The organism is Acidovorax sp. KNOB132 (assembly GCF_057541515.1).
This window is the reverse complement of the sequence record NZ_BAAJYT010000014.1, coordinates 19,605-43,996: the sequence shown is the minus strand read 5'-3', so window position 1 is coordinate 43,996 and position 24,392 is coordinate 19,605. Positions and strand designations below refer to the sequence as shown.

Genomic DNA, 24,392 nt, shown 5'->3' with positions numbered 1-24,392 from the left:
AAGCAGAACGCGGCCCGTGAGGCCGCGTCGAGACGAGAGCGTGTCGGCTCGGCAGGTGACTGCCAATCCGCCGGCTAAGAGCGATTATTCGATCTTGGCCTTCGTGCGCAGTTCTTCCTGGAACTTCGCCAGCTTCTGCTGCTGCAGTTGCTGCGCCACCTGGGGCTTCACTTCTTCCAGCTTGGGCAGCTTGGCTTCGCGCACATCGTCCAGGCGGATGATGTGCCAACCGAACTGGGTCTTGACCGGCGTCTGGGTCATCTGGCCCTTGTTCAGCTTGACCAGCGCTTCGGTGAACTCGGCCACGTAGCTGCTCGGAGCCGACCAGTCCAGGTCGCCGCCACGGGCGCCGGATCCGGGGTCCTTGGACTGCTTCTTGGCGATGTCTTCAAACTTGGCGCCCTTCTTGATGGACGCGATGATGGCCTTGGCCTGGTCTTCCTTTTCCACCAGGATGTGGCTGGCCTTGTATTCCTTGCCGGTGTTGGCGGCAACGAACTTGTCGTATTCGGCCTGGATTTCGGCGTCGGTGACGGGGTTGGCCTTTTGGTAGTCGGCGAACAGTTCGCGGATCAGGATGGTCTGGCGGGCCAGTTCCATCTGGACCTTGTAGTCGGGCGAGGCTTCGAGGCCGCGCTTCTGGGCTTCCTGCAAGAAGATTTCGCGGGCGATCACTTCTTCCTTGATCTGGCCTTCGACCTCGGGGGTCACGGGGCGGCCAGAGCGTTCCACTTGCTGCTTCAGGACCTCGGCGCGTTCCTTGGGAACGGCCTTGCCATTCACAACGGCGAGGTTTTGAGCGTAGACGGGAAAGGCCGTCGCGCCCAGCACGGCAGCGGCCACGAGGCCGGACAAGAGCTTTTTCTTCATTGGGGAGTCCACAAAAAGGAAATGAGTTGCAGCCGTTTGGGCCGCAAGTCCGACAAATAGGGCCGGATCAAAGAACTTCAATGGCTATGGCGTGAGCGCCCTGGTCAATAAATTCTTGCAGCGCATCATACACAAGGCGATGTTGTGCCACGCGGGGTTTGCCTGTAAACAAAGGTGACGAAATCCGCACCCGGAAATGGGTGCCGAAACCCGTTCCGTTGGCCCCGACATGGCCTGCATGGGCGGCGCTTTCGTCCAGCACCTGCAGCGCGGAAGGGTTCAGCCGCTCCCGCAGCCGGGCCTCCATGGCCTCGGCGGTGATGGCCAGCGCCGTCATGGCTGCACGTCCTTGCGGGCCGCCTCGGGCGTGGTCTTGGGCACGGCCTTGGTGTCGTCTTCCTTCATATAGCGGCTCAGGTACAAAGCCTGGCCGATGACGAACACCGCCATCAGCCCGATGCCGCCGAACAGCTTGAAGTTGACCCAGGTGTCGGTGTCGAAGCGGTAGGCCACCCACAGGTTGACCAGACCCATCACGGCGAAGAACCCGGTCCAGCTCCAGTTCACGGTGCGCCAGGCGGTGTCGGGCAATTCCATCTGCGCGCCCATCAGGGAGCGGATCAGGTTCTTGCGGAAGAACAGCTGGCCGATCAGCAGCGCCGAGCCCATCAGCCAGTACAGCACGGTGGGCTTCCACTTGATGAAGGTCTCGCTGTGCGAGAGCAGCGTGGCGCCGCCGAACACCACGATGACGCCCAGGCTCACCCACTGCATGGGCTCGACCTTGCCGTTCTTGTACCGCAGGTAGCCGATCTGCAGCACGGTGGCGGCGATGGCCACGGCCGTGGCCGTGTAGATGCCCCACAGCTTGAAGGCCGCGAAGAACAGGATGATGGGAAAGAAGTCGATCAGCAGTTTCATGGGGGAGGGCTGGAGCGTGGGCGGGCGTTGCCGCCGTTCAGGAGGAGCCGGGCTCGAAATCGAGCGATGCGGAGTTCATGCAGTAGCGCAGGCCGGTGGAGGCGGGGCCGTCCTCGAACACGTGGCCGAGGTGGGCCCCGCATTGTGCACAAACCGTCTCCGTCCGGACCATGCCATGGCTGCGGTCCACGATCTCCTTGATCGAGCCCGGCACCGCCTCGGAAAAGCTGGGCCAGCCGCAGCCGGCGTCGAATTTGGTGCCGGAGTCGAACAGCTTGGCGCCGCAGCACACGCAGTGGTAGCTGCCGTCGGCCCAGTGCGCTTCGTACTTGCCGGTGAAAGGGCGCTCGGTGGCGGCGTGGCGGGTGACTTGCCAGGCGACGGGCTCGGCGCCTTTGCTCTGCAGCAGGGCCTGCCATTCGGCATCGGTCTTTTTGATGGGAAAGGTCATGATGAGCAGCTGATTTCGATGGAGGAAGCCCAGTCGGGCGGGAAGTCGGCCCAGGCGTCGTGGCCCGGGTGTTCGTCGAACGGTTCGGCCAGCAGGGCCTGCAGGGTGTGAAGCGGCGCGAAGTCGCCTTGCGTGGCCGCGCGGATGGCCTGCTCGCCCAGGTGGTTGCGCAGCACGAATTTCGGATTGCATTTCAGCATCGAATCGGCCATATGCCGGGGATTTGATTGCCCTGGGTGCTCTGAAAATGATAGCAACCACGCCTCCCAGCCCGCCCGGTCGATGAACAGGTCGCGCACGGGTTCGAAGTCGCCGCTGGCCACGGCATGCGACAGGCGCCGCCAGAAGATGGGGTAGTCGACCCCGCCTTGGGCGAGCAGGTTGAGCAGGCCGTCCACCAGCGCAGCGTCGCCGTCGTGGACGGCCTGCAGCCCGAGCTTGCCGCGCATGCGCTGCAGGAACGCGGCCGGGAACGCGGTCTGGTAGGACGCGAGCGCTGCCTGCGCCAGCGCCACGTCCTCGATCAGCGGCAGCAGCGCCTGGCCCAGCCGAAACAGGTTCCAGTAGGCCACGTTGGGCTGGCGGTTGAAGGCATAGCGGCCCTGCGTGTCGCTGTGATTGCACACATGGCCCGGCACGAATGCGTCGAGAAACTGGAAGGGCCCGTAGTCGATCGTGAGGCCCAGGATGCTCATGTTGTCGGTGTTCATCACCCCGTGGCAAAAGCCCTGCGCCTGCCAGTGGGCGAGCAGTTCCGCCGTGCGCTCGCTCACCGTCTGGAGCAGGGCGGCGTAGGGGTTGCCGCCCGGCGCGTCCGGGCCACGGCACTCCGGGTAGTAGCGGTCGATGACGTAGTCGGCCAGCGTGCGCAGCTGCGGCAGCAGGTCGCGTGCCGCGAAGTGCTCGAAGTGCCCGAAGCGGATGAAGCTCGGCGCGGTGCGGGTCACGACGGCGGCGGTCTCCACCACCTCGCGCTGCACCGGGGCGGGCGAGCCGGTCAGGGCCAGCGCCCGCGTGGTGGGCACGCCCAGCGCATGCATGGCTTCGCTGCACAGGAATTCGCGGATGCTCGAGCGCAGCACGGCACGGCCATCGCCCCCCCGCGAATACGGCGTGCGCCCGGCGCCCTTGAGCTGTACCTCCAGGCCGCCGTCGGTCTCGCCCAGCAGGATGGCGCGGCCATCGCCCAGTTGCCCCGCCCAGACCCCGAACTGGTGGCCGCTGTACACCGTGGCCAATGGCTGCATGCCCGACAGCAGCGCGTTGCCCGAACACACCTGCAGCGCCGCGTCGGAGGCCAGCCAGGCGGCGGGCACGCCCAACTGCTGTGCGGCATCCAGGCTCGTGGCCACCCAGTGCGGGGCGGGGAGGGGGGTGGGCACCAGTTCGGTGAAGAAATCCGGGCCCAGCGCTGCAAAGCCGTTGCGCCATTCGAGGCTGGACGCGGGCGCCGTCGCGGCGGTGGGAAGGGGGGCGTTCATCTGCCGAATTGTCTCCGACCCGCTTTGCCACGCGCGGCGAGGGGGCTTGGGCGCCCGGGGCCGCGGCGGCGGCTGTCAAGCTGGCGACAGATGCGGGCGCGGTGCGTGGCGCCCCCAGGGCGGCAGCACACAGGGCGCACGGTAGGATGCCGCGGAACCATTCACAACGACAACCCAAGGAGCCAACATGCTGGGCCTGATGCAGAGTCAACCCTTGCTGATTTCCACGCTGATCGAATTCGCCGAGCGCCACCACGGCGACGTGCAGATCGTGTCGCGCCGCTTCGAGGGCGACATCCACCGCTACACCTACCGCGACATGGCGGTGCGGGCGCGGCGGCTGGCCAATGTGCTGGACGGCATGGACCTGGCAGCCGGCGACCGCGTGGCCAGCCTGGCCTGGAACGGCTACCGCCACATGGAGATGTACTACGGCGTGAGCGGCTCGGAGCGGGTGATGCACACCATCAACCCCCGCCTGCACCCCGAGCAGATCGCGTGGATCGTCAACCACGCCGAAGACCGGGTGCTGTGCTTCGACATGACCTTTCTGCCCATCGTGCAGGCCGTGCACGCCAAGTGCCCCACGGTGCGCCAGTGGGTGGCGCTGTGCGATGCCGACCAGCTGCCCGCCGACAGCGGCATCCCCGGCCTGCTGAGCTACGAAGCCTGGATCGGCGAAGCCCCCGACACCTACGTGTGGCCCACGTTCGACGAGAACACCGCCTCCAGCATGTGCTACACGAGCGGCACCACCGGACACCCCAAGGCGGTGCTCTACAGCCACCGCTCGACCCTGCTGCACGCGTATGCCGCCGCGCTGCCGGACGTGATGGGCCTGTCGGCCAGCGATGCGGTGCTGCCCGTAGTGCCGATGTTCCACGTCAATGCCTGGGGGCTGCCGTACTCGGCGCCGCTGGTGGGCGCCAAGGTGGTCTTTCCCGGCCCGGCGCTGGACGGCAAATCGGTCTATGAGCTGATGGAGGCCGAGGGCGTGACTTTCGCCGCTGGCGTGCCCACCGTGTGGCAGATGCTGCTCAACCACGTGAAGGCGGGTGGCCTGCGCTTCGGCCAACTGAAGCGCACCGTGATCGGCGGGTCGGCCTGCCCGCCGGCCATGATCCAGTCGTTCCAGGACGACTACGGTGTGCGCGTGCTGCACGCGTGGGGCATGACCGAGATGAGCCCGCTGGGCACGCTGTGCTCGCTCAAGAACAAGCACCTGGCGCTGCCGCGCGGCGAGCAGATGCAGATCCTCATGAAGCAGGGCCGCGCGATCTACGGCGTGGACATGAAGATCGTGGACGGCGACGGCCACGAACTGCCCTGGGACGGCAAGACCTATGGTGACCTGCTGGTCAAGGGCCCATGGATCGTCGAGAACTACTACCGCGGCGAGGGCGATCCGCTGGTGCCCGATGCGCAGGGCCGCGGCTGGTTCCCCACGGGCGACGTCGCCACCATCGATGCCGACGGCTACATGCAGATCACCGACCGCAGCAAGGACGTGATCAAGTCCGGGGGCGAGTGGATCAGCTCCATCGACATCGAGAACATCGCCATGGCCCACCCGGCCGTCGCCATGGCCGCGTGCGTGGGCATGCCGCACCCCAAGTGGGATGAGCGGCCCATCGTGGCGGTGGTCAAGCGCCCGGGCGCGGAGGTGACGCGCGAGGAACTGCTGCAGTTCTACGCGGGCAAGACCGCCAAGTGGCAGATCCCGGACGATGTGCTGTTCGTGGACGCGATCCCGATCGGCGCCACGGGCAAGATGCTCAAGGCCAAGCTGCGCGAGCAGCTCAAGGACTACCGCCTGCCGGGCCTGTGACGCACGCCGATGCGGCGAGGGGGGTGGCCGCGAGAGGCCGCCGCCCAGTCGCATGCGGGATAGCGGATAGGGTGAATCCCTGAGCATCTCCTCTGTGGCGTGCCTTACGCTGCGCCCTGTTCCATTCAAGAACCCAAGAGGAGACAAGCGATGAGATTTGCTATCAAGGCTGTAGCTGCATCCGCAATCCTGGTGAGCGCTGGCGGCGCGTTCGCTCAAAAGGGCGACACGGTGAAGATCGCCTGGCTCGACCCGCTGTCCGGCCTCATGGCGGCGGTGGGGACCAACCAGCTCAAGAGCTTCCAGTTCCTCTCGGAGGAGTTCAACAAGAAGAACGCGGCGGGTGTGAAGTTCGAGATCATCGGCATCGACAACAAGCTCAGCCCGCAGGAAACCACCAGCGCCCTGCGCTCTGCCATGGACCAGGGCGCGCGCTACGTGGTGCAGGGCAACGGCTCCGGCCCGGCGCTGGCCATCATCGACGCGCTGGAAAAGCACAACGCGCGCAACCCCGGCAAGGAGGTCATGTACCTCAACTACGCCGCCGTGGACCCCGACCTCACCAACAGCAAGTGCAGCTACTGGCACTTCCGCCTGGATGCCGACACCTCGATGAAGATGGAGGCCATGACCACCTTCATGAAGGACCTGCCCGAGGTCAAGAAGGTGTACCTCATCAACCAGAACTACTCGCACGGCCAGCAGGTCTCCAAGTTCGCGAAGGAGAACCTGGCGCGCAAGCGGCCCGACGTGCAGATCGTGGGCGACGACCTGCACCCGCTGGCCCAGGTGCGCGATTTCGCGCCCTACATCGCCAAGATCAAGCAGTCCGGCGCCGACAGCGTGATCACCGGCAACTGGGGCTCGGACCTGGCCCTGCTCATCAAGGCCGCCAACGATGCGGGGCTGGCCAACGTCAACTTCTACACCTACTACGGCGGCGTGACGGGCAGCCCCACGGCCATGGGCGCGGCGGCGGCGGGGCGCGTGTACATGGTGTCGTACAACCACCTGAACCTGCCCGGCGACATCGGCCGCGTGGTCACCGAGTACAAGAAGAAGTTCAACGACGACATGTACACCGGTGCCGTGTACCACGCCTTCGCCATGCTGGATGCCGCCTTCGTGAAGGCCAAGTCCACCGACCCGGTGAAGGTGGCCCCCGTGCTGGAGGGCATGAAGTTCAACAGCTTCAACGGCGAGGTCGAGATGCGCAAGAGCGACCACCAGCTGCAGCAGGGCCTGTTCGTCTCCAAATGGGAGAAGGCCGGCGGCAAGTACCCCAACGATGCGGAAAATACCGGCTACACCTTCGTGCCGGTGAAGTACTACGAGCCCTACGTGGCCAGCACGCCCACCTCGTGCCAGATGAAGCGGCCCTCCTGATCCGGGCATCCGATTTCATTGCTGTGAGACCTTGGGCCCGGGGTTCCTCGGGCTCTTTTTTTTAACCGTGCGGGCGCTGTTCTTCGATGAATCTTGAGTTTTTCGTGATCTCGCTGCTCAACGGCGTCAGCTACGGGCTGCTGCTGTTCATGCTCAGTTCGGGGCTCACCCTCATCTTCAGCATGATGGGCGTGCTCAACTTCGCCCACACCAGTTTCTACATGCTGGGGGCCTACATCGCCTACACCTTGTCCGGCCTGGTCGGCTTCTGGGTGGCGCTGTTCGTGGCGCCGCTGCTGGTGGGCGCGCTCGGTGCGGCGTTCGAGCGCTACGCGCTGCGCCGCGTGCACCAGTACGGCCATGTGCCCGAACTGCTGGTGACCTTCGGCCTGTCGTACCTGGTGCTGGAGGTGGTGCAGCTGGTGTGGGGCCGCTCCACCGTGCCCTATGGCCTGCCCGCGCAGTTGCAGGGGCCGCTCTTCACGCTGTATGGCACGCAGTTCCCGAAGTCGCGGTCGTTCGTGATGCTGGTGGCGCTGCTGATGCTGCTGTCCGTGTGGCTGCTGCTCACCCGCACGCGCATCGGCCTGGTGATCCAGGCCGCGCTCAAGCACCCCGACATGGTCGAGGCGCTGGGCCACAACGTGCCGCGCGTGTTCATGCTGGTGTTCGGGGGCGGCTGCGCGCTCGCCGGGCTGGCGGGCGTGATCGGCGGCAACACCTACGTCACCGAGCCGGCCATGGCGGCCTCGGTGGGCTCGATCATCTTCGTTGTCGTCGTCGTGGGCGGCATGGGGTCGCTGGCCGGGGCCTTCCTTGCCTCGCTGCTGATCGGCGTGCTGCAGACCTTCGCGGTGGCGCTGGACTATTCGCTGGCGCATGCGCTGCGCGCGGCCGGCATGGCGGTGACCGAGCAGACCTTCGGCTGGCCGCTGCTCAAGCTCACCGTGTCGCAGGTGGCGCCCATCCTGCCGTACCTGCTGCTGGTGCTGATCCTCATCTTCCGGCCCAAGGGCCTGCTCGGCACGCGGGAGGACTGAACCCATGCGCTCCCACACCTCCTCGCCGCCGGCCTACCGGTTCAAGCCGCTCAACATCGGGCGCATCGTCATCTGGGGCCTGTTCGCGGCCGCGCTCATCGTGGCGCCCATGCTGTTCACCAGCAGCCTGGCGCTCACCATGCTGTCGCAGATCGGCTACCTCATCGTCATCTGCCTCTCGTACAACATGCTGCTGGGGCAGGGCGGCATGCTGAGCTTCGGCCATGCCGTGTACACCGGCCTGGGCTCGTTCATCGCCATCCATGCGATGAACCTGGCCGGCAAGGGCGCGGTGCCCATTCCGCTGGTGTTCATCCCGCTCGTGGGCGGGCTGGCGGGGCTGTTCTTCGCCGTGCTGCTGGGTTTCGTCACCACCAAGAAGTCGGGCACCACCTTCGCCATGATCACCCTGGGCATCGGCGAGCTGGTGGCGTCCATGGCGCTGATGTTCCCCGAGTTCTTCGGCGGGGAGGGCGGCATCACCACCGACCGCGTGTACGGCAAGGGGTTCATGGGCATCACCTTCGGCCCGGCCATCCAGGTGTACTACCTGATCGCGGCCTACTGCTTCGTGTGCACCGCGCTCATGTTCGCCTTCACCGGCACGCCGCTGGGCCGCATCCTGAACGCGGTGCGCGACAACCCCGAGCGCGTGGAGTTCATCGGCTACAACACGCAGCGCGTGCGCTACTTCGCCTTCATCATCGCGGGCTTCTTCGCGGGCGTGGGCGGGGGGCTGGCGGCGATCAACTTCGAGATCGTCACCGGCGCCGACAGCGTGAGCGTGCTGCGCTCGGGCGGCTACCTGCTGTTCACCTTCCTGGGTGGGGCCACCTTCTTCTTCGGGCCCATCATCGGCGCGGTGCTGCTGGTCTTCGCCTCGGTGCTGCTGTCCGAGCTGTCCAAGGCCTGGCTGCTGTACCTGGGCCTCGTGTTCCTGTTCATGGTGATGTATGCGCCCGGCGGCATCGCCAGCCTGATCATGATGAACCTGCGCGTGGCCAAGTACGGCCGGCTGCGCACGCTGTGGGTGTCGTACCTGGCCCTGGGCGGCACGGCCCTGGTGGCGGTGCTGGGCGCGGCCTGCATGGTGGAGATGACCTACCACCTGCAGCTCAATTCGGCGCTCGGGCCGCAGATGAACTTTCTCGGCGCCACGCTGAACGCGCGGGCCCTGTCCAGCTGGTTCGGGGCGGGCTTCGTGCTGCTGGTGGGCCTCGGCCTGTTCGAGACCGTGCGGCGCCAGTTCCTGCAGCAATGGGGCGCCATCCAGGAAGCCATCGAGCAGGACATCAAGCGGGGGGAGGCCGCATGAGCGTGACCCCCATCAACACCCCCTACGCGCTGGAGTTGCGCGACCTGCACAAGCGCTTCGGCAAGACCGAGATCATCCGCGGCGCCAACCTGTGCGTGGCCCCGGGCGAGCGCGTGGCCATCATCGGCCCCAACGGCGCCGGCAAGTCGACGCTGTTCAACCTCATCAGCGGACGCTTCGGCGCCACCAGCGGCCAGGTGCTGCTGAATGGCCAGCGCATCGACGGCAAGGCGCCGTACGAGATCAACCGCATGGGACTGTCGCGCAGCTTCCAGATCACCAACATCTTTCCCAAGCTCAGCGTGTTCGAGAACCTGCGCTGCGGCGTGCTGTGGAGCCTGGGCTACCGCTACACCTTCCTGCGCTTTCTCTCGCGCCTGCACGATGCCAACGAGCGCGCCACGCAGCTCATGGAGCAGATCCGCCTGGACAAGAAGCGCGACACGCTGGCCATGAACCTCACCTATGCCGAGCAGCGCGCGCTGGAGATCGGCATCACCATCGCCGGGGGCGCCAACGTCATCCTGCTGGACGAGCCCACTGCCGGCATGAGCAAGAGCGAGACCGCGCGTTTCATCCGCCTCATCAAGGAAGTGACGGTGGGCCGCACGCTGCTCACCGTGGAGCACGACATGGGCGTGGTGTTCGGCCTGGCCGACAAGATCGCCGTGGTGGTCTACGGCGAGGTGATCGCTTTCGACACCCCCGAGGCCGTGCGCGCCAACCCGCGCGTGCAGGAGGCCTACCTGGGCTCGGCCGTGGCGGCAGCGCAGCAGGCGGAAGGACACTGAACCATGCTCAAGCTCGACAACCTGCACGCCTACTACGGCAAGAGCCACGTGCTGCACGGCGTCTCGTTCGGCGTGCAGCCGGGCGAGATCGTCGCGCTGCTGGGGCGCAACGGCTCGGGCCGCTCCACCACCGCCAAGGCCATCATGGGCCTGGTGGACTGGGAAGGCACGCTCGAATGGAAGGGCCAGCGCCTCGATGGCAAGAAAGCTTACGAGATCGCGCACCTGGGCCTGGGCTACGTGCCCGAAAGCCGCGACATCTTTCCCAACCTGACCGTGCACCAGAACCTGCTGCTGGGCCAGAAGGGCAAGGGCAAAGGCAGCCGCTGGAGCTTCGACGACATGTACGGCATGTTCCCGCGCCTGAAGGAGCGCCAGCACACCGAAGCCGGCGTCATGTCGGGTGGCGAGCAGCAGATGCTCACCCTGTGCCGCACGCTCATGGGCGACCCCGATCTCATCATCATCGACGAGCCCACCGAAGGGCTGGCGCCCAAGATCGTGGAGCTGGTGGGGCAGTACCTCATGGCGATCAAGGCGCGCGGCATCTCGGTGCTGCTTATCGAGCAAAAGCTCACCATCGCCATGACCATCTCCGACCGGGCGCTGGTGATGGGGCATGGGAGCATCGTTTTCGAGGGTACACCGCAGGGCCTGCGCGAGAACAGTTATGTGCGCAAGGAGTGGCTGGAGGTGTGAGGGGCGGGTGGGGTTGCTTTTGACGCAACCTGCCACCCTGTCCCGCTGAGGGCTCCTCTGGCCTATGGAGGACGCCCACGAGCATTCGCGCGACAAAAGCCACTCAAAACCATCGCAAGCAACACACTGATCGATGGTTAACAAATAGTTAATATTTGGCATGCATTTTTGGCCCGCGCCGGCCGCTCTGCCTTTAACATCCGCCCCAACAAAAAAGATGAAACGGGGAGGTTTCAATGAGCGCAGAAGGCGCGGCCATGTGCGTGCACGTCGGCGATGCACAGGTCTTGGCTTCGGCCATGGACAAGTCTAGGAGGGCGTGCCCAGGGATGCACACCAATCATGGCCGCAAGACCCAACGCAGCAGTGCATTACAGGGCCCGCGAAATCTTGCAACGCGCCCCCGACCGAGGCGGGTACGGGGCGAGGCGGAACATGCATCGAGCCCCTCTCCCACGCCTCAATGGCTGGCCTTGGCGGTGCGTTTGACGCGATGGGCATCTGCCATCTTCTTCCTGGCATTGGTTTCGATGGCCCATGCCCAGCGGCTGAGCCAACCGCCGGATGAAAACCGACAAATCATCCAGAAGATGTTGGAAGCCCCAGAGGCCGAAATCGACCTGTCCAGAGCCAAATTGGTCATCGACCGAATGATGGACCCCAGTGTCGATGTCGATGCGACATTGGAACGATTGAATGAGATGGCGCGGGGGATTCGAAAGACGCTGCCCACAGGGGCGTCCAAACGCTTGATCTTGGATGCCTTGCGTTTTCACATCTATCAGCCCAACGAGTGGAACGAGCGGCGGCCATTTCAGTACGACCTGGAAGATCCGTACGGACGCAATATCAAAAACAAACTGTTGCCCAACTACCTGAGAACAAAAAAGGGTAACTGTGTCTCGATGCCGTTGCTGTTCATCTTCCTGGGCCAGCGGCTGGGTCTGGACGTCAGCTTGGCGGCCGCCCCCAACCATCTGTTCGTGCAATGGCGAGACAGCGACGGCAAGTTGTACAACCTGGAAACGACCAGCGGCGCCGGCTTTACGCGGGACGCCTGGCTGCGCCAGCAGTCTCCCATGACCGATATCGCTTTGAAATCGGGGATTTACATGCGGCCCATGTCCAAGAAAGAGGCCATTGTCGCCATGGCAGAAACGCTGATGGCGTTTTATGAAAAGCAGGATCAGCCTTATCGGCATGCCGAGATGGCTCAATTTTTGTTGAAATACAGTCCCAATGACATTTGCGCGCTTCTGAATCTGTTAGCTGCGACGCAGGAAATCCGAAAGCGAGAGTTTATTAGAAAATATCCTGGTCCCAGTGATATACCGATGAGTGAGCGCCCACGGCTCCTGATACTGGATGATCAACTCAAGTCAATTTACGATCGGGCTTATGGGCTGGGTTGGCGGCCGTTGGAAATTTCTGCCAAAAATGGATACGGCGCAAATGCAAAATTTCAAAATTAGGAGAGGGAGAATCGCGATGAAATGGTTTAAATATATATTGCTTGTTAGTTTTTTGAGCTTGTTGACACAAGGGCCTGCACTAGCACGGTATATACAGGCCGATCCGATCGGGCTGGATGGTGGGTGGAATCGTTTTGTGTATGTGGATGCCGACCCATTGTCCGATTTCGATCCTGATGGGCTCGTTAGAAGATTTCGCGATCCACTCGATCTGATGCTGCTAGAAGGTAATGGGGGAGGTGTGGGTGGTAGCGGCGGAATGAGCGGTGGCCTCACCTCTAACGCAGCGCGTAGAGAGGTTATGACCCGAGCTGGCATACCCACTAGTCAACAACCTGTTTCACAGTCTAGAAATTCTTCAGGCAGAGAATATTCCTATGATGTGCCGTCACCGGGTGGCGGAACTCGAAGAGTGTCTGTACAGCAACAAACTCTTGATAGAAGTCATATCAACCAGCCTCACTGGGAAGGTGGTCAAGTAAAGATCGATTCATCTACTGGACAGGTCCGCTATAACAACTATGGTTGCCCCGCATTGACGAATAGTAAATTCAAAGTGGATTATTAATTATGTTATCAAATGCTGAAAAAATAAGAAAAAAAATATTCATTTCAAAATATCTTGAAATGCTTTCAAAAATTGTGGGAAAGCCCGTTTTTGAGAAAGATATAGGAAGCATCGCCGATGCGAAGAGGATCCGCGCCCACAGTCAAGTATTCGAAGGGATGTATTCGAAAAAAATTGAATTGAATTTTTCAATACATGAAGCTGATAGGATTAAAAATATATTTAGTTATTTGCGTGCGGTCAATATTTCAAGTGTGTATTTGTGGGTGGAGAATTCCATTGACTGTGGCCTCTTGAAAATAGATTCATTGGCGGATGTCAATGTGGAGTATTTATTGGGTTCTACGGACTGGGAAATAATGGGTCTTTTGTCGGAAGACATGAAAGACTACTTGTTGTTGGAGATCAACGAGTATAGTGATGGATTGAAATTTGGGTTGGACGTCAAGGGGGCTAATTGGAGTGCCATTGATTTCTCGTCTATACTGTAACTGCATGCTCGCCCTTCATTTTTTTCGCTGGCTGCATAAAATTGCAAATAATTAAATGAAGATTTTAGAAGGCGAATTGTAAAATTTCCTACATGCTTTCTGTGAATCCAACGCGTGTTTCACATTGGTTCAATATTTCCAAAGCTGCCGTACTGGCGTATCGATTTTCAAAATCTTTGATCAGCCGAATAAACTGGCCTACAAAATTGCCAGAAGCGATGGTTGTATTTTGTTTTTCGATCCTGATGAAGAAGAGTTTGGGCTGGCCTATCAATCGAAAAATGAAATTGTTTGTGCAGAGTTGATCGGCGAGTTGATGTTCGCCATTCAGGAGATGAATCGTCGGCACGGAAGGAATATGAACCGGTCGTCGACTCAATGATGGAGAGCGTTTCATCGGTTGCCGCGGGCAGAGTGAAAATCCCACGAGACCGCTCTCCTTTTCTCGCAGAGCGTCCCGTCACCGGGCTGCTGACGACCGTCAATGCACCGGCCGCCCCAGCCATTGGCTCGCCCTGGAGATCGCGTAATTCACCAGGCAGTACAGCGCCGCAACCACCAGGTACACCGGTACCAGCGAGTGGTAGTTGGCGATGAGCACCTTGGCGTTCTGCATGAGTTCGCCATAGGTGACGACGTAGCCGAAGGTGGTGTCCTTGACCACGATGACCAGTTGCGCGACCAGCGCCGGGACGATGTAGCGCAGCGCCTGGGGAAAGACGACGACGGAAAAGACCTGGACCTCGGTCAGCCCCAGGCTTCGCGCGGCGTCGGTCTGGCCGCGGGGAACGGCGAGCACGCCCGCGCGGTACACCTCGGCCACGACGGCTGCGGTGCTCAGGCCGACGGGCAGGGTCAGCATCCAGTAGGTGCTGAGTTTGATCCCGGCCGAGGGCAGTACCAGAAAGCACACGTAGATGAGCAGCAGCGTCGGCGTGCCGCGCAGGAACTCGATGGCCGCGGTGCTGGGCCAGCGCACGAGCCGCGACCGCGCCCGGCGGCCCACCATCAGCACGAGGCCGAGGGTCAGCGCGATGACGGCGGCCATCGCCGCCGAGGCCAGCGTGCCGAGCAGGCCCTTGGCCAGGAAGGCCCAGGTCGAGGGCCAGGCGAAGAATTTCCAGAACCGGGCGTCGAGCTGCCCCGCCGAGTGGAACCTGAACGCGACCGCCGCCGCCAGCAGGAGCAGCAGGGCCGCCGCGGCCCCGCTTGCGACACGCGCGACGGTTTGGGCCCGGGGGCTGGGCGCCCCGAACAGGATGTCTTCGAGGGGGCGGCTCATCGCAGGATTCGCACCTTCTTTTCCAGGGCGGCGCCGGCCCAGGCGATCAGCAGCCCGGACGCCACGTACATCGCGGCGGCCACTGCGAACGCGGCCATGCCGGCCGCGGAGTCGTTGGCGATCTTGGACACGAGCGTGGTGAGTTCCCGGCCCGGAAACGGCACCTGCGATGCCAGCGAAGTGGACAGCATCAACGCAATGAGCAGCGAGGTCATCGGTTGCACCACCGCGCGCAGCGCTTGCGGCAGCAGCACCGCCGAGACGATGCGCATCGGGCGCATGCCCAGGCTGAGGGCGGCCTCGATCTGGCCGCCGGCGACGGTGTTGATGCCCGAGCGCAGGTAGTCCGCCGTGAACGCGGAGCAGACCAGTGTCAACGTCAGGATGACGGCGGGCTCATAGTCGAACAGCACGTTCAGGTCGGGCAGCGCGAACACGATGAAGATCAGCAGCGCGACAGTGGGAATGTTGCGGAAGATCTCGACGTAGACGGTCAGGACGAAGCGCAGCGGCGGCAGCGGCAAGAGGCGAAGCACCGTCACGGCCATGCCCAGCAGGAAGCCGGGCACGAACGACAGGACCGTGAGCTTCCACGTCAGCAAAAGGGCCTGCCCGAAGGCAGGCCCGTGGTCGGCCAGTAGCCGGGAGACCTCGCCCATCGGGGGTCAGGGCAGGGCGGGGGGCGTCGGCACAGCGGTGCTGCCGGTGCGCTGTCCGATGGAAATGGTCCAGAGCTTGGCCCAGGTGCCGTCGGCTTCGATCTTCTTGAGGAAGGCATTGACGAAGGCCACGCCGTCCGAGCCCTTGGGCAGTCCGATGCCGTAGGGGTCTTGCGCACCGAAGGGGGCGCCGGCCAGTTTGGCGTCGCCGGTTCCCAGGCTCAGGGCGTTGAGCAGCAGCGTGTGGTCGGTCACGTAGGCATCCACGCGTCCCTGGCGCAGGGCGTCCAGGGCCTCCTGGTGGGTCTGGAACTCTTGCACGGCCGCCTTGGGCGCGTACTGCGCCAGGATCGCGGGGCCCGTAGAGCCCGCCTGCGTGGCGACCTTCTTGCCGGCCAAGTCGTCGTGCGACTGGATGGTCTTGTTGTTCGCCTTGACCAGCACGCCGGCCTGCGAGGTGTAGTAGGGCCCGGCGAACGAGATCTTCTCGGCGCGGGCGGGCGTGATGGAATAGGTGGCGAACACCATGTCCACCTGACCGTTGATGAGCACCTGCTCGCGCGTGGCCGAGGTCACCTGCGTGAACTGGACCTTGGCCCCGTCGCCCAGGATGTAGCGCGTGATGAGCTGGGCCAGGCCGGCGTCGAAGCCGCGCATCTTGCCGTCCTTTTCGTTGAGCAGCGAGAACAGGTTCGAGGTCTGCGTGCCGCCCAGGCGCAGGGTACCGGCCTGCTTGATCTTGCTGGCCCAGGTGCTGGATGCGATGGTGGCCGCGTCAGCGACGGGGCCCTGCGCGACCAGCGCGTCGAACGCCGCCGTGTTGATGGGCGTGCCCTGTGCGAAAAGCGACCCGCCGGTGGCGATCGCCAGGGCCGCCACGGTGGATTTCAGAAGGGATTTGATCGACATGCGTTCCTCTTGAATGGTGTGTTGCGTGAATCAATGTATAGCACTTATGGAGTACGCCAGCGGCTCCGGTCGGTCCGTTTTGGTGCAAGCGATGGAGCCATTCTCTGGTTCATGCAAGCCGCGCTGCAAAGCCTCGGCGTTTTGAAGCCGTTCTTCGGCTTGATGGGCGTGCGTTCGAGATCTGGCTCGGCCAACGATTGGTGGATGGCGATTTGCGGACATTCTGGCGCCAAATCCGAATGTCTTTTTTCCTCATCTTTGCCGGGTGTCGATGGTGCGGTTCAAATGCAGGTGGTGGAACACGTTGCCGCCGTCTCAGTACACCCGCTGGGCTGGGGGGCTGCGGCGGTGTAGAAACGCCCAGTCCCTTTCATCGAGGGGACGGTTGGGAAAAGCGCTCTACCGGGAGGACTGCCACCCGCGTTGACGCCACGGTCCCTTATCGCGACTACGCGGGGATGGCAACCGCTCCCAGCCGGAAGCGCGAAGCCATTTCGCTCAAACGATTGGCCTGATCTTTCAGGCTCTCGGCGGCTGCAGCTGACTCCTCCACCAAAGCGGCGTTCTGCTGCGTCATCTGGTCGAGATGGCCTACCGCAACATTGACCTGCCCGATGCCCAAGTTTTGCTCATTCGCTGCAGCGCTGATCTCGGTGATCAAACTGCTCACCTTCTGAACGCTGTCCATGACTTCAGCCATCGTATTGCCGGCGTCTTCTACCAGCCGGGTGCCGGCCTCAACGCCGGTCACACTGTCACCGATCAGCTTCTTGATTTCCTTCGCCGCTTCGGCCGAGCGCTGGGCCAGCTGGCGCACCTCGCTGGCCACGACGGCGAAGCCACGGCCTTGCTCGCCGGCACGTGCAGCCTCGACTGCCGCATTGAGGGCGAGGATGTTGGTCTGAAACGCGATGCTGTCGATCACTCCGATGATGTCAACAACCTTCTTTGAACTGGCGCTGATGTCGTTCATTGTGGTCACCACCGCAGAGACCACCTTTCCGCCCCGCTGCGCGACATCGCTGGCTGCACAGGCCAGCCGGGTTGCCGTCGTCGCGGAGGATGCACTCTGCGCCACGGTGCTGGTGAGTTCCTCCATCGAAGCGGCCGTCTCCTGCAGGCTGCTTGCAGCCTGTTCCGTCCTGCTGCTCAAATTCAAGTTGCCTACCGCGACTTCATTGCTGGCGATCTGAATGTTGTCGGATGCCTGGCGGATATGTCCGACCAACTGCTGCAAATCCAATTGCATGCGCGCCAGTTCAGCGATCAAACTGCCCACATGCTTCGTAGCGGGCACGGAAACAGAAAGATCCCCGGCTGAGATGCGCCGCAGCGCATCACGGGCATCGGCAGGCTCACCGCCCAGTTCGCGCTGGACATTGCGATGCATGAACCATCCCAGGGCCACGGCAACGCACCCTGCCAGAAGTGCCAGGGTGCCAGCAAGGACGATGGCTTCATTGCCTCGGGCCTGCGCAATCGCATGGCCTTCCTGAGCCGCTTTTCGGGCGATATCGCGTTGTTCAATGAGTTCGGAGCGCAGTTTTCGCCAGGCTGGCGTTTCTTCGGTGTTCAGCAGTTCCGATGCGGCACGGGGGTCGGTCTTCACCAAAGCGGACACTTTGTCGGCTGCTGCGTTCTGCGCGTTGCGCAAGTCGGCAATGGACCGAAGGTTTTTCGCGAACGGAGTGCCTTCAGCGACTTTCTCTGTCTCGGCCAGCGTTTTGCGAAAAGCATCCTGGGCCGCCTTCAAGTTCTCGAAACCACGGGCGTTTGCGGGATCGAGCACCGTGTTGCGCAAAGCCTGCCCGGATTGAAGTCCCTGCGCGTACATCTCCGACAAACCGTCAGACAGCTTCTGGTGCGTCGCCATATAGCGGTCGAACTCCGCTTGTGTGCGAACCACACCCCAGACACTGGTTGCGGTGGCCGCCACGAAAAGCAACGCTGGTGCGACAAAACAGACCGTCAAACGAACTGAAAACCGCATAGGAGCTCCAAAAAATGGATGAGAGGTCGACTGGGAATTCTTTTGCGTCTCGGCAATGTCAAAAGACCTTCCACTGCCTTGATTCGTCCGGTATCAATATTGTGTTCGCTCCAATGCAAGCCGTTCAGTGCTAAATCTCAGGTTTCCAATACCGCTTTGAGGCGCGTTCGCCGCAGGCAAGGAGGAATGCGGCCGTGGGTGGCGGATGGGTGGACAGAACTGCAGTGGCGGCGCATGCCAGCGCCATCGGCAGCGCTCGTTGTCATCGGACAGGAGTCGCGTCCTCAACCCGACCTGCGCTGCGGCCTCGTTGCCGGCGGGGAGCTCTCGATCGGGTGTCCGCTCTGGGACACCGGTGGATACCTGACGGGGACACAAGGCCCCTAGAATGGAAAAGCACGATCGTTCGCTAAAGAGCCGCCAAGGCCCGCAGCGTTGTCTTTTCAAACCCGAGGAACAAGCGCATGACCGCTGAGTACCAAGTCCACGGCGATGTGGCCGTGATCACGCTCGACAACCCCCCCGTCAATGGCCTGGGCCATGCCACCCGCCAGGGCGTGGCCGACGGGCTGGCGCGTGCCAACGCCGACGCGGCCGTCCGCGCCATCGTCATCACGGGCGCCGGTGGGGCGTTCTCCGGCGGGGCCGACATCAAGGAGTTCGGCACCGACAAGGCGCTGCAGGAGCCCAACCTGCAATCGGTGATCCTGGCGGTTGAGAACTCGGCCAAGCCCGTGGTGGCGGCCATCCATTCGGTGTGCATGGGCGGCGGGCTGGAGCTGGCGCTGGGGTGCCACTACCGCATCGCCGCGCCGGGCTGCAGCGTGGCGCTGCCCGAGGTCAAGCTGGGCCTGCTGCCCGGCGCCGGCGGCACGCAGCGCCTGCCGCGCGTGCTGGGCGTGGAGGCCGCGCTCAACATTATCGTGAGCGGCGAGACGGTCAAGAGCGAACTGATCGGCTCCATCCCCGGCCAGAAGCTGTTCGACAAGCTGGTGGCCTCGCCCGAGGCGCTGGCTGCCGAGGCACTGGCCTTCGCCAAAAGCGTTGCCGACGTGCGTCCGCTGCCGCTGGTGCGCAACCTGCCGTGCAAGCACCCCGAGGGCGATGCGTACTTTCAGTTCGCGCGCAACATGGTCAAGGGCATGGCCAAGAACTTCCCGGCGCCCGCCAAGTGCGTGGACGCCGTCGAGGCCGCCACCAAGCGCAAGTTCGCCGATGGCATCGCCTACGAGCGGGAGCTGTTCATCAACCTGATGTGGACGCCCGAGTCCCGCGCGCTGCGCCACCTGTTCATGGCCGAGCGTGCCGCAAGCAAGATCGCCGACGTGCCCTCCAGCACCCCGAAGCGCGACATCCAGAAGGTCGGCGTGATCGGCGCGGGCACCATGGGCGGCGGCATCGCCATGAACTTTCTGAACGCGGGCATTCCCGTGACGATTCTGGAGACCAAGCAGGAGGCAATGGATCGCGGCATCGCCACGATCAAGAAGAACTACGAGTCGCAGGTCAAGAAGGGCAAGCTCAAGGAAGACAAGTACCAGCAGCGCATGGGCCTGCTCGCCACCACGCTGGACTACGCCGACCTCAAGGACGCCGACCTCATCATCGAAGCGGTGTTCGAAGAACTGGGCGTGAAGGAGGCCGTGTTCAAGCAGCTCGATGCCGTGGCCAAGCCCGGCGCGATCCTGGCCTCCAACACCTCCACGCTGGATGTGGACAAGATCGCCGGCTTCACGAAGCGCCCGCAGGACGTGGTGGGCATGCACTTCTTCAGCCCCGCCAACGTGATGAAGCTGCTGGAAGTGGTGCGCGGCCAGGCCACCGCCAAGGACGTGCTGGCCACGGTGATGGCCCTGGCCAAGAAGATCAAGAAGACCGCCGTGGTCTCGGGCGTGTGCGACGGCTTCATCGGCAACCGCATGATCGAGCAGTACAGCCGCCAGGCGGGCTTTTTGATCGAGGAAGGCGCCACGCCGCAGCAGGTGGACAAGGCGGTGGAGAAGTTCGGCTTCGCCATGGGCCCGTTCCGCATGGGCGACCTGGCCGGCAACGACATCGGCTGGGCGATCCGCAAGCGCCGCTACCAGGAAAAGCCGGACATGAAGTACAGCAAGACGGCCGACCTGCTGTGCGAGATGGGCCGCTACGGCCAGAAGACCGGCGCGGGTTGGTACGACTACCAGGCCGGCAAGCGCGATGCGATCCCGAGCGAGGTGGTCAACCGCATGATCGAAGACCACCGCAAGGCCCTGGGCATCACGCCGCGCAAGATCTCGGACGAAGAGATCGTGCAGCGCCTGGTGTTCTCGCTGGTGAACGAAGGCGCGCACATCCTGGAGGACGGCATCGCCGGCAAGTCGGGCGACATCGACATGGTGTACCTCACCGGCTACGGCTTTCCGATCCACCGCGGCGGCCCCATGCACTACGCCAACGAGGTCGGCCTGTTCAACGTGGTGCAGGCCATGAAGCGCTTCGCGCAGAACCCGCTGGACGACGCGAAGTTCTGGGAGCCCGCGCCGCTGCTGGCCCGGCTCGCCGCGGAAGGCAAGGCCTTCTCCTGACCCGACCGACCGCACCGCACGTGTCCCCCCGAATCCCAAGGAATTGCACATGACCTCCGCAGTGATCGTTTCCACCGCCCGCACGCCGCTCGCCAAGAGCTGGAAGGGCTCGTTCAACATGACCCACGGCGCCACGCTGGGCGGCCATGCCGTGCAGCACGCCATTGCGCGCGCCGGCATCGACGGCGCGGAAGTGGAAGACGTCATCATGGGTTGCGCCAACCCCGAGGGCGCCACGGGCGCCAACATCGCACGCCAGATCGCGCTGCGCGCCGGCCTGCCGGTCAGCGTGTCGGGCGTGACGGTGAACCGCTTTTGCTCGTCGGGCCTGCAGACCATCGCCCTGGCGGCGCAGCGCATCATCGCCGGCGAGGCCGACGTGTACGTGGCCGGCGGCGTGGAGAGCATCTCCTGCGTGCAGCAGGAGATGAACCTGCACATGCTGCGCGACCTGGCCCTGGCCAAGGCCAAGCCCGAGATCTACTGGAGCATGCTGGAGACCGCCGAGCAGGTCGCCAAGCGCTACGGCATCGGCCGCGACGCCATGGACGAATACGGCGCCGCCAGCCAGCAAAAGGCCTGCGCCGCGCAGGCCGCGGGCTTGTTCGACGACGAGATCGCTCCCATCACCGTGACGGCCGGCGTGGCCGACAAGGTGCGCGGCCTCATCACCCAGCAAGTCACAGTCAGCAAGGACGAAGGCACGCGCGAAGGCACCACCAAGGAAGGCATCAGCGGCATCCGCCCGGCCATGCCCGGCGGCGTGATCTCGGCCGGCAATGCCAGCCAGTTCTCGGACGGTGCCGGCGCCTGCGTGCTGGTGAGCGAGGACTACGCCAGCCGCAAGGGCCTGAAGCCCCTGGGCCGCTTCCTGGGCTTCGCGGTGGCGGGCTGCGAGCCCGACGAGATGGGCATCGGCCCCGTGTTCGCCGTGCCCAAGGTGCTCAAGAAGCTGGGCCTCACGGTGAACGACATCGACCTGTGGGAGCTGAACGAGGCCTTCGCCGTGCAGGTGCTGTACTGCCGCGACAAGCTGGGCATTCCCGCCGACCGCCTGAACGTGAACGGCGGCGCCATCGCCCTGGGCCACCCCTACGGCGTGAGCGGCCAGCGCCTCACGGGCCATGCGCTCATCGAAGGCAAGCGCCGCGGCGCCAAGCGCGTGGCGGTGACCATGTGCATCGGCGGCGGCATGGGCGCGGCCGGCATCTTCGAAGTGCTGTAACCGCAAGGGGCACGCCCATGGCCGCGCCACCCGTCACCGTACCGCCCGAGGCCTTTCTGGCCATGGGCCGCGAGGTGCTGGCGGCGCAGCCCTTCAGCGTGCTGCTGGGCGCCGAACTGCACGCGTTCGCCCCGGGCGCGTGCGAACTGCACCTCCCCATCACCGAGCAGATCCGCCAGCAGCACGGCTTCGTGCACGGCGGGGCGGTGAGCTACCTGGCCGACAACGCGCTCACCTACGCGGGCGGCTCGGCGCTGCGGGTGCCGGTGGTCACCTCGGAGTTCAAGATCAACTACGTGCGGCCCGCCGTGGGCGAGCGCCTGGTGGCGCGCGCCCAGGCCGTGCATGCCGGGGCGTCGCAGGCGGTCTGCCGCTGCGACGTGTTCGCGGTGCAGGGCGGGGTGGAAAAGCTCTGCGCCATCGCCCAGGGCACCATCGTGGCCCTGCCATCGCATGCCGCGCCTTCGCCACCGGCTTCGCCCGGCTGAACGCCGGTGGTGGTTGTTTGCTATTATTTTTGTAGCTGTATGCCGCCGCATTCATTGCGGTGAAGCCTTATTCGATGCCCCATCATGAGCCTGCGCACCACGGTTGATTTCTTGCTCTACGACTGGCTGGACGCTCCCGCGCTGCAGGCGCGCGAGCGCTTTGCCGACCATTCGCGCGAAACCTTCGATGCGGTGCTGGACACCTGCGAGCGCATCGCCCGCGAAAAGTACGCCCCGTTCAACCGCCTGGTGGACACCGAGGAGCCGCGTTTCGACGGCGAGAAGGTGATCCTGCCGCAGGCCACGCACGAGGCGCGCCGCGCCTATGCCGAGTCAGGCCTGCTGGGCGCCGCGCAGGATTACGAGCTGGGCGGCATGCAGCTGCCCTACACGGTGGAGGCGGCGGCCAACAGCTTCTTCGCCGCGGCGTCGGCCAGCATCGGCTCCAACCTGCTCACCTCGGGCAATGCCAACCTGCTGATGGCGCACGGCACGCCGGCGCAGCAGCAGGTGTTCGCGCACAACGAATTCAACGGCCGCTGGGCCGGCACCATGTGCCTGTCGGAGCCGCAGGCAGGCTCGTCGCTCTCGGACGTGGCCACGCGCGCCGTGCCGGACGCGGACGGCGATGGCGGCGGCGATGCCTGGCGGCAGGACCCGCTGGGCCCGCGCTACCGCCTGACCGGCAACAAGATGTGGATCTCCTCCGGCGACCACGAGCTGACCGAAAACATCGTGCACCTGGTGCTGGCCAAGATCCCCGGGCCGGATGGCAAGCTGGTGCCGGGCACGCGCGGCATCTCGCTGTTCATCGTGCCCAAGCGGCTTGTCGATGCGCAGGGCCAGCTCACCGGCGTGCGCAACGACGTGGCGCTGGCGGGGCTCAACCACAAGCTGGGCTGGCGCGGCACGACGAACACGCTGCTCAACTTCGGCGAGGGGCGCCACCCCGTCGAGGGGCGCGCGGGCGCCATCGGCTACCTGGTGGGGCAGCCGGGCGAAGGCCTGAAGTGCATGTTCCACATGATGAACGAGGCGCGCATCGCCATCGGCATGGCCGCGACCATGCTGGGCCTGGCCGGCTACCACGCCAGCCTGGACTACGCGAAGAACCGGCCGCAGGGCCGGCTGCTGGGCAAGGCCGGCAAGGACGCGAGCGCCCCCCAGGTGCGCCTGATCGAGCATGCCGACATCAAGCGCATGCTGCTGGCGCAAAAGAGCTACGGCGAGGGCGCGCTGGCGCTCAACCTGTACTGCGCGCGCCTGGTGGACGAACAGCACACCGGCACCTCGCCCGACGCCGACGAGGCGCGGCTGCTGCTGGAGGTGCTGACGCCGATTGCCAAGAGCTGGCCCAGCGAGTGGTGCCTGGAGGCCAATTCGCTCGCCATCCAGATCCACGGCGGCTATGGCTACACGCGCGACTTTCCCGTGGAGCAGTACTGGCGTGACAACCGCCTGAACATGATCCACGAGGGCACGCACGGCATCCAGGCGCTGGACCTGCTGGGCCGCAAGGTGCTGGGCAACAACGGCGCCACGCTCAAGAAGTTCGGCAAGCTGGTGGGCCAGCTGGTGCAGGAAGAGGGCGTGAACGAGAAGATGGCCGAGTTCATCAACCCCATCGCCTACCTGGGCGAGCAGATGACCAAGTTCACCACCGAGATCGGCTTCAAGGGCTTCCAGAACCCCGACGAAGTGGGCGCCGCCGCCGTGGACTACCTGCGCGTGGCCGGCCACCTGGTGTTCGGCTACCTGTTCGCCCGCATGGCCCAGGTGGCGCTGCGCGAGATCGCCAACGGCAACACCGACCCGTTCTATGTCGCCAAGCTGCAGACGGCGCGTTTTTACTTCGCCAAGCTGTTCCCCGAAACGGCCACGCTGATGCGCACCGCGCGTGCCGGCGCCAAGCCGCTGATGGACACCGACGCCGCGTTGGCCTGACCGCACCGGCCGCCCCCT

At 64.1% G+C, this 24,392-nt stretch carries 24 protein-coding genes; 14 read left to right on the top strand and 10 right to left on the bottom strand.

Translation table 11 applies throughout. The annotated features are described in order from the left end of the window. Positions 1-84: 84 nt before the first annotated feature. From AC27IO_RS04350 to AC27IO_RS04330, 5 genes are all read right to left on the bottom strand, one after another. Positions 85-870 carry a foldase protein PrsA gene (locus AC27IO_RS04350; protein WP_284428702.1) on the bottom strand — a complete coding sequence of 262 codons (786 nt, stop codon included), beginning with the start codon at positions 868-870 and terminating at the stop codon, positions 85-87. 67 nt (positions 871-937) lie between these two features. Next, positions 938-1,207 carry a BolA family protein gene (locus tag AC27IO_RS04345; protein ID WP_284428701.1) on the bottom strand — a complete coding sequence of 90 codons (270 nt, stop codon included), beginning with the start codon at positions 1,205-1,207 and terminating at the stop codon, positions 938-940. Continuing rightward, entirely contained in the window at positions 1,204-1,791 is a 588-nt protein-coding gene (locus tag AC27IO_RS04340) for a septation protein A (protein ID WP_487088947.1), read from the bottom strand. Before AC27IO_RS04340 ends, AC27IO_RS04345 begins: the two co-directional genes overlap by 4 nt. Positions 1,792-1,828: 37 nt before the next feature. After that, positions 1,829-2,242, bottom strand: coding sequence for a peptide-methionine (R)-S-oxide reductase MsrB (gene msrB, locus AC27IO_RS04335; protein ID WP_272563923.1), 414 nt, complete (start codon positions 2,240-2,242; stop codon positions 1,829-1,831). After that, positions 2,239-3,723 carry a protein adenylyltransferase SelO gene (locus AC27IO_RS04330; RefSeq protein WP_498737494.1) on the bottom strand — a complete coding sequence of 495 codons (1,485 nt, stop codon included), beginning with the start codon at positions 3,721-3,723 and terminating at the stop codon, positions 2,239-2,241. The genes msrB and AC27IO_RS04330 overlap by 4 nt, the downstream gene beginning before the upstream one ends. A 187-nt stretch (positions 3,724-3,910) precedes the next feature. Here AC27IO_RS04330 and AC27IO_RS04325 point away from each other — a divergent pair, with 187 nt between their 5' ends. The 9 genes from AC27IO_RS04325 to AC27IO_RS04285 all read left to right on the top strand — a co-directional run bounded on the left by AC27IO_RS04325 (position 3,911) and on the right by AC27IO_RS04285 (position 13,313). Further along, positions 3,911-5,551 (top strand): 3-(methylthio)propionyl-CoA ligase, encoded by a 1,641-nt coding sequence (locus AC27IO_RS04325; protein WP_498737492.1) that lies wholly within the window; start codon positions 3,911-3,913, stop codon positions 5,549-5,551. A gap of 150 nt (positions 5,552-5,701) precedes the next feature. Further along, positions 5,702-6,937 carry a branched-chain amino acid ABC transporter substrate-binding protein gene (locus tag AC27IO_RS04320; RefSeq protein ID WP_284401886.1) on the top strand — a complete coding sequence of 412 codons (1,236 nt, stop codon included), beginning with the start codon at positions 5,702-5,704 and terminating at the stop codon, positions 6,935-6,937. Between the two features lie 86 nt (positions 6,938-7,023). Next, positions 7,024-7,977, top strand: coding sequence for a branched-chain amino acid ABC transporter permease (locus AC27IO_RS04315; RefSeq protein ID WP_284409351.1), 954 nt, complete (start codon positions 7,024-7,026; stop codon positions 7,975-7,977). Positions 7,978-7,981: 4 nt separating this feature from the next. After that, a complete protein-coding gene (locus AC27IO_RS04310) occupies positions 7,982-9,292 on the top strand; it encodes a branched-chain amino acid ABC transporter permease (RefSeq protein WP_498737489.1) in 1,311 nt (436 codons plus the stop codon). Beyond that, a complete protein-coding gene (locus tag AC27IO_RS04305) occupies positions 9,289-10,083 on the top strand; it encodes an ABC transporter ATP-binding protein (protein ID WP_498737487.1) in 795 nt (264 codons plus the stop codon). Before AC27IO_RS04310 ends, AC27IO_RS04305 begins: the two co-directional genes overlap by 4 nt. A 3-nt stretch (positions 10,084-10,086) precedes the next feature. Beyond that, on the top strand, positions 10,087-10,782 hold the full coding sequence (locus tag AC27IO_RS04300) for an ABC transporter ATP-binding protein (RefSeq protein WP_498737485.1): 696 nt from the start codon (positions 10,087-10,089) through the stop codon (positions 10,780-10,782). A gap of 236 nt (positions 10,783-11,018) precedes the next feature. Next, positions 11,019-12,254 (top strand): transglutaminase family protein, encoded by a 1,236-nt coding sequence (locus tag AC27IO_RS04295; RefSeq protein WP_498737483.1) that lies wholly within the window; start codon positions 11,019-11,021, stop codon positions 12,252-12,254. Continuing rightward, complete coding sequence (locus tag AC27IO_RS04290; RefSeq protein WP_498737482.1) at positions 12,235-12,822, top strand: RHS repeat-associated core domain-containing protein; 588 nt, start codon at positions 12,235-12,237, stop codon at positions 12,820-12,822. The genes AC27IO_RS04295 and AC27IO_RS04290 overlap by 20 nt, the downstream gene beginning before the upstream one ends. 2 nt (positions 12,823-12,824) lie before the next feature. Continuing rightward, positions 12,825-13,313 carry a hypothetical protein gene (locus AC27IO_RS04285; RefSeq protein ID WP_498737480.1) on the top strand — a complete coding sequence of 163 codons (489 nt, stop codon included), beginning with the start codon at positions 12,825-12,827 and terminating at the stop codon, positions 13,311-13,313. An 88-nt stretch (positions 13,314-13,401) separates the two neighbouring features. Here AC27IO_RS04285 and AC27IO_RS04280 read toward each other — a convergent pair whose 3' ends face one another. Genes AC27IO_RS04280 through AC27IO_RS04265 form a run of 4 tightly spaced genes read right to left on the bottom strand, consistent with a single transcriptional unit; the run spans position 13,402 to position 16,163 of the window. After that, positions 13,402-13,740, bottom strand: a complete 339-nt coding sequence (locus AC27IO_RS04280) for a hypothetical protein (protein WP_498737478.1) — start codon at positions 13,738-13,740, stop codon at positions 13,402-13,404. 54 nt (positions 13,741-13,794) lie between these two features. Continuing rightward, positions 13,795-14,595 carry an amino acid ABC transporter permease gene (locus AC27IO_RS04275; RefSeq protein ID WP_498737476.1) on the bottom strand — a complete coding sequence of 267 codons (801 nt, stop codon included), beginning with the start codon at positions 14,593-14,595 and terminating at the stop codon, positions 13,795-13,797. Then, a complete protein-coding gene (locus AC27IO_RS04270; RefSeq protein WP_498737474.1) occupies positions 14,592-15,254 on the bottom strand; it encodes an ABC transporter permease subunit in 663 nt (220 codons plus the stop codon). The genes AC27IO_RS04275 and AC27IO_RS04270 overlap by 4 nt, the downstream gene beginning before the upstream one ends. Positions 15,255-15,260: 6 nt before the next feature. After that, positions 15,261-16,163, bottom strand: coding sequence for a glutamate ABC transporter substrate-binding protein (locus AC27IO_RS04265; protein ID WP_498737472.1), 903 nt, complete (start codon positions 16,161-16,163; stop codon positions 15,261-15,263). 111 nt (positions 16,164-16,274) lie between these two features. Here AC27IO_RS04265 and AC27IO_RS04260 point away from each other — a divergent pair, with 111 nt between their 5' ends. Next, entirely contained in the window at positions 16,275-16,517 is a 243-nt protein-coding gene (locus tag AC27IO_RS04260) for a hypothetical protein (RefSeq protein ID WP_498737470.1), read from the top strand. Positions 16,518-16,611: 94 nt separating this feature from the next. On the opposite strand, the gene AC27IO_RS04255 is transcribed toward AC27IO_RS04260, so the two are convergent. Continuing rightward, complete coding sequence (locus tag AC27IO_RS04255; protein WP_498737468.1) at positions 16,612-18,153, bottom strand: methyl-accepting chemotaxis protein; 1,542 nt, start codon at positions 18,151-18,153, stop codon at positions 16,612-16,614. 464 nt (positions 18,154-18,617) lie between these two features. Between AC27IO_RS04255 and AC27IO_RS04250 the strand changes: the two genes are divergently transcribed. The 4 genes from AC27IO_RS04250 (at position 18,618) to AC27IO_RS04235 (ending at position 24,374) form a co-directional block, all read left to right on the top strand. Further along, positions 18,618-20,717, top strand: coding sequence for a 3-hydroxyacyl-CoA dehydrogenase NAD-binding domain-containing protein (locus AC27IO_RS04250; protein ID WP_498737466.1), 2,100 nt, complete (start codon positions 18,618-18,620; stop codon positions 20,715-20,717). Positions 20,718-20,766: 49 nt separating this feature from the next. Then, entirely contained in the window at positions 20,767-21,942 is a 1,176-nt protein-coding gene (locus AC27IO_RS04245; protein WP_284428683.1) for an acetyl-CoA C-acyltransferase, read from the top strand. A 17-nt stretch (positions 21,943-21,959) separates the two neighbouring features. Next, positions 21,960-22,430, top strand: coding sequence for a PaaI family thioesterase (locus AC27IO_RS04240; RefSeq protein ID WP_284428682.1), 471 nt, complete (start codon positions 21,960-21,962; stop codon positions 22,428-22,430). An 84-nt stretch (positions 22,431-22,514) separates the two neighbouring features. Then, complete coding sequence (locus tag AC27IO_RS04235; RefSeq protein WP_498737463.1) at positions 22,515-24,374, top strand: acyl-CoA dehydrogenase; 1,860 nt, start codon at positions 22,515-22,517, stop codon at positions 24,372-24,374. Positions 24,375-24,392 lie beyond the last annotated feature (18 nt).